8 protein-coding genes are annotated in these 4,038 nt (G+C 35.1%); 6 read left to right on the top strand and 2 right to left on the bottom strand.

The genetic code is table 11. From position 1 onward, the window contains the following. Nucleotides 1–476: transposase (locus QGT46_RS16705; RefSeq protein ID WP_301591661.1), on the bottom strand; the 476-nt coding region annotated here is incomplete at its 3' end. A gap of 296 nt (nucleotides 477–772) precedes the next feature. After that, entirely contained in the window at nucleotides 773–1,153 is a 381-nt protein-coding gene (locus QGT46_RS16700) for a helix-turn-helix domain-containing protein (protein WP_024727131.1), read from the bottom strand. Between the two features lie 127 nt (nucleotides 1,154–1,280). Here QGT46_RS16700 and QGT46_RS16695 point away from each other — a divergent pair, with 127 nt between their 5' ends. The 6 genes from QGT46_RS16695 to QGT46_RS16670 all read left to right on the top strand — a co-directional run bounded on the left by QGT46_RS16695 (nucleotide 1,281) and on the right by QGT46_RS16670 (nucleotide 3,553). After that, nucleotides 1,281–1,424, top strand: coding sequence for a hypothetical protein (locus tag QGT46_RS16695; RefSeq protein WP_270433549.1), 144 nt, complete (start codon nucleotides 1,281–1,283; stop codon nucleotides 1,422–1,424). 106 nt (nucleotides 1,425–1,530) lie between these two features. After that, a complete protein-coding gene (locus QGT46_RS16690; RefSeq protein WP_186992538.1) occupies nucleotides 1,531–1,695 on the top strand; it encodes a hypothetical protein in 165 nt (54 codons plus the stop codon). A gap of 170 nt (nucleotides 1,696–1,865) precedes the next feature. Beyond that, the gene (locus QGT46_RS16685) at nucleotides 1,866–2,087 is read left to right on the top strand and encodes a hypothetical protein (protein WP_024727132.1); all 222 of its coding nucleotides are present in this window, start codon (nucleotides 1,866–1,868) and stop codon (nucleotides 2,085–2,087) included. After that, entirely contained in the window at nucleotides 2,084–2,821 is a 738-nt protein-coding gene (locus tag QGT46_RS16680) for a DUF4373 domain-containing protein (protein WP_270433546.1), read from the top strand. Before QGT46_RS16685 ends, QGT46_RS16680 begins: the two co-directional genes overlap by 4 nt. Then, a complete protein-coding gene (locus tag QGT46_RS16675; protein WP_270433545.1) occupies nucleotides 2,782–3,372 on the top strand; it encodes a ParA family protein in 591 nt (196 codons plus the stop codon). The genes QGT46_RS16680 and QGT46_RS16675 overlap by 40 nt, the downstream gene beginning before the upstream one ends. Then, complete coding sequence (locus QGT46_RS16670) at nucleotides 3,356–3,553, top strand: hypothetical protein (protein WP_148460316.1); 198 nt, start codon at nucleotides 3,356–3,358, stop codon at nucleotides 3,551–3,553. Before QGT46_RS16675 ends, QGT46_RS16670 begins: the two co-directional genes overlap by 17 nt. Nucleotides 3,554–4,038: the final 485 nt, after the last annotated feature.

The following is a 4,038-nucleotide window of genomic DNA, read 5'->3' as shown; positions in this document are numbered from 1 at the left end:
GGCAGGATCTTGTCTGTGACATCAGAGATAAATCCTTCCGAGGTTTCAAAGCCATAGATCTCCTCCATGGTTTCTGATATCTGCCGGGTCGTCATCCCTTTTGCATACATGGAAATAATCTTTTGGTCAATATCAGAAATATCTTTCTGCCGTTTTTTCACCACTTGTGGTTCGAAAGTAGATTTCCGATCTTGTGGCACAGGGATCTGCATAGAACCATAACTGCTATTTACCTGTTTTGGTTTGTATCCATTCCGGTAATTCTCATTGTCGGAGCGTTCTGATTTTGCATATCCCAGATGATCATCCAGTTCCGCTTCCATCATTTCCTTGATGGTTCCGCCAAGGAGATCTTTCAGGGCATCTTGAATATCTTCCGCTGTTTGGATATGGTATTCCTCCAGGAGCTGATGGATGATGTTGCGTTTCCCTTCTGTCATTTGTACTTTGTGCACTGGTTTCTTTTCTCTTGCCATAATAAAAGGCCCTCCTATGATTTTTATTTTATCATAGAAGAACCTTCTAAGTTCTATTTTACAGAAAAAGTTTCACACACTCTTTTCAAATGCACCTGAGAGCAGACTTTTTATTATATTCCTTGCTTCTTTATTGAGCTTAACATAATTTTCTATAAATAATTGGCCCTGATTATCCATTCCTTTTAAAAGCTATAAAAAGTTGATGTGATGAACTGCACAAATCAATTGGAGATTGGAAGGTTTCACAACAGAACCCTCTCGTTCCATATAGCTTATAGTAGTTTGTTCGACACCTATACTATTGCCGATTCCTTCTGTGCCTTTTCTAAAACACGAAACAAATATTGTTTAAACGATTGTCGTGTTTCTTCATCTAATTTAACATATTCTTCAATTAGTGCTCTGTCGGTTGCATCTAGTCTGTATTCTTCAATCACGTCATCCATAATGATTTCTGGAACACCTACGAATGGATCACCAAATTCTTCAGTTAAATATAAATAATTAGCACGGTATGTTTTACATATTAGGCGCAAGATATATTCTTTAGGTTCAACCCTTCCTAACTCAACATTGGATATTACATCTCGACTAACACCCATAGTTTCACCAAATTTTGACTGAGAGAGATTTAAACTCTCTCTCACATATTTTATTCTTTCACCAATTTTCAATTTCTCACCTCCATTTGCTTCATTATAGCATGAAGAATTGTGCGTGACAACACAAAAAAATAAAAATAGTATTGCATACCACCACAAAAATGATAATGTGTGTAAAGAACACAAGGAGGTGAATGTTATGAAAAGAGTAGCAGAGATAAAAGAAACCGCTGAATTATTACTAGGAGTATCAAGGGATGTTAAGGAAGTAATGTTAATTATTCTTAGATGGAAAAATGAGAGAAACAACGGACAAAGAGAAAGAACCGGCATAAAGAGGTAAAAAAACTGGTCAGTTAATAAAATACTCTTTGAAATAATCAGAGAGCAGGAAAGAAGTACAAACATATCTTCATAAAATGAATTAATCAAAGATTGGGGGAATTGCGATGGATCATGAGGAACCTCATGTTGTAAAAGAATTTTCTATTGGAGAAACAAAGGTAAAAATAGCAGATAATTTTTGCAGGAATAAAACAGAAGAAGATATTCAACTGATCTTGAAAGAGGCAGCTGATATTGTAATGAAAAGCAGGAAAAGAAAAGCCATTTAACCACAGCTGCGTTAAGCGGCTGTGGGAGGACAAGTTGGAAAGGAGGTAGAGAGAGTGAATCTAACAAATAAAAAAGGCCCTTCGGAACTGCAATTCCAAAAAGGGGCAAAACAAATACTACAGTTTTATTATAACGAAAAGATTCTTAAAGTTCAAGGATAGGTAACTATATGGAGAGTAATACATATTCAGATGGCATTACAAAAATTACAGATCAATTTTGGGACGATATTTGTATTAACTGCGGTCATGAATATTGGTCTGTATCTCTAAACTGTGTTTGTCCTGAGTGTAAATGCCAAAATGCAGATGTAATTAATAATCTCCATGTTTGCAAGGAGGAATTAAAAAAGTTTAATAAATTCAGGCCAGAGGCCGGAGGTAAAAAATGAAACAGAGTCTTGACGATTTTGGTCTTGACTGTGTAATGGATGATAAAATGCAGCTTTTGGAAGCTGCATACGGGATAAAAGGATATGCAGTAATTATAAAGCTCTTCCAAAGGATATACGGGGGAGACGGGTATTACTGTGATTGGAATGATGATGTTAGATTGCTGTTTGCTTCAAGGATCGGAGTGGGTGCCAATCTTTTGTCTGAAATAATTGAAGAAGCAATAAAAAGAGGTATTTTTAACAAAGAATTGTTTCACAAATATAAAATTCTGACGAGTGCTGGAATACAAGTTAGATTTTTAAAAGGGACAGTTCGAAGAAAAGAAGTTGAAATGAGAAGAGAATACCTTCTGTTTAATTACGCCATTTTGAATAAAAATGTACACCTAACCGGAAAAAATGTAGTCAAAAACAGTAAAAATGTAGACATTCCTGAACAAAGGAAAGTAGAAGAAAGTAAAGGAAATGAAATTAAAGATAAAGTAGAAGTAGAAGATCTCTATAAAACCTATGGCAAGGAATGTATTGATTATTACATCGCAAGAACATCAGACTACTACGGGTATCCTACCAGAAATAAGATCATTCAATTTCTCAGTCAAGACAAGAAGAATAAAAAAGGATTCTTTACGAATACAAAAGAATCAGAAATTCAAAATTTTGATGAGTTACTAGACAAATTCTGTGAGGTGTGGGGAAGACGACCACGGCAACAAATCTTTCTTATCTGATCAATGAGAAGAACTTTAAAAGCAGGACGAAATATAAAAACTTGGATATAGTTCAGGCGAATAACACGCTTGTGCGAACTGAATGTGTATGTTTTCTTTTAGAAGAGCAATTAAAGAAAATAAAGGAACAATACGATTTTGTCATCATAGACGGTCATCCGTCTTTAGAAGACTATACTATTGCGGCATTGGTTGCATCTGATTTATGTATCATACCGATAAAATTAGACCAATATGCCATTAATGGTATTGAAATCATGGATGATCAGATAAGTGAGATAGAGAAAATAACGGGAAAAATCCGATATAAGATACTGATCACACAGTTCCAAAAGAGTGTCTCAGGGCGCAGAGGATATGAGGAACTTGTGACATTAAACAGGTATCCAATTTTTCGAAGTGTCATCCGTCGTACTGTGAAAGCGGACGAGAGTACATATAAAAGAAAACCACTTGAAAAATGTGCACGCAGTTCCACAGCCGCAGAGGATTATATAAATTTTGTAGAAGAACTGCTTCAGGAGGTGAACTATAATGGCCTTCACGATTGATGATATTTTAAAGAATACAGAGCCGAAAAAAACGCAAAGTCCGCAAAAGATTGTTATGATTCACTATAAAAAGCTATATCCGTCAGATGATAACTTTTATGAAATGAAAGGGATAGAGGAACTTGCAGCATCCTTTAGATCTACAGGTGATATCCTTCAGCCGCTGTTGGTTAAAAAGTAAGATATGGGAGAATATGAAGTGATTGTGGGGCACCGTAGGAGATTAGCAGCCATTTTTAATGCAGAAAAAAGAGGATTGGAAGAATATGAATTTCTTCTCTGCATTGTATCGAAAAATGATGAGGAAATTTATGATCAGTTGTTTGAAATGCTACTAATATTGTGTATAGGTATTATGATGGAAGTTCAAATACTACTATTTGGACTAAATAGATATTTAATATGTATAGAAGTAATATCACTTAAATTTAGTTGCATATTATATATGTTTAGAAACTTAATTGTCTCTGGATTAACTTGCCCACATTGTCCCAGGGCACCATGCTATATTCTTTATAGAGATCATGATCTGAAGAAATAAAAAAGTAGCATAGCCATAGATTTTTGAATGGCTTCTGTGAAACAACCGTTTATATCAGGAGGTATTATCATGAATATTTGGGAAAACGCAGTTTTAACAGACAAAGGGACAGCTCTGCAGGCTAA

It is taken from the genome of Anaerostipes faecis (genome assembly GCF_910574135.1).
In the GTDB taxonomy this organism is placed as follows: domain Bacteria; phylum Bacillota; class Clostridia; order Lachnospirales; family Lachnospiraceae; genus Anaerostipes; species Anaerostipes hominis.
Note: the sequence above shows the minus strand (reverse complement) of the source record. Positions and strands in the feature narration are given on the sequence as shown.

What these genes read in the sequence shown, in the direction of transcription:
- QGT46_RS16695 (WP_270433549.1), top strand. Translation starts at nt 1,281, where the DNA reads ATGAAAAGAGTAGCAGAGATAAAAGAAACCGCTGAATTATTACTAGGA.
- QGT46_RS16690 (WP_186992538.1), top strand. Translation starts at nt 1,531, where the DNA reads ATGGATCATGAGGAACCTCATGTTGTAAAAGAATTTTCTATTGGAGAA.
- QGT46_RS16685 (WP_024727132.1), top strand. Translation starts at nt 1,866, where the DNA reads ATGGAGAGTAATACATATTCAGATGGCATTACAAAAATTACAGATCAA.
- QGT46_RS16680 (WP_270433546.1), top strand. Translation starts at nt 2,084, where the DNA reads ATGAAACAGAGTCTTGACGATTTTGGTCTTGACTGTGTAATGGATGAT.
- QGT46_RS16670 (WP_148460316.1), top strand. Translation starts at nt 3,356, where the DNA reads ATGGCCTTCACGATTGATGATATTTTAAAGAATACAGAGCCGAAAAAA.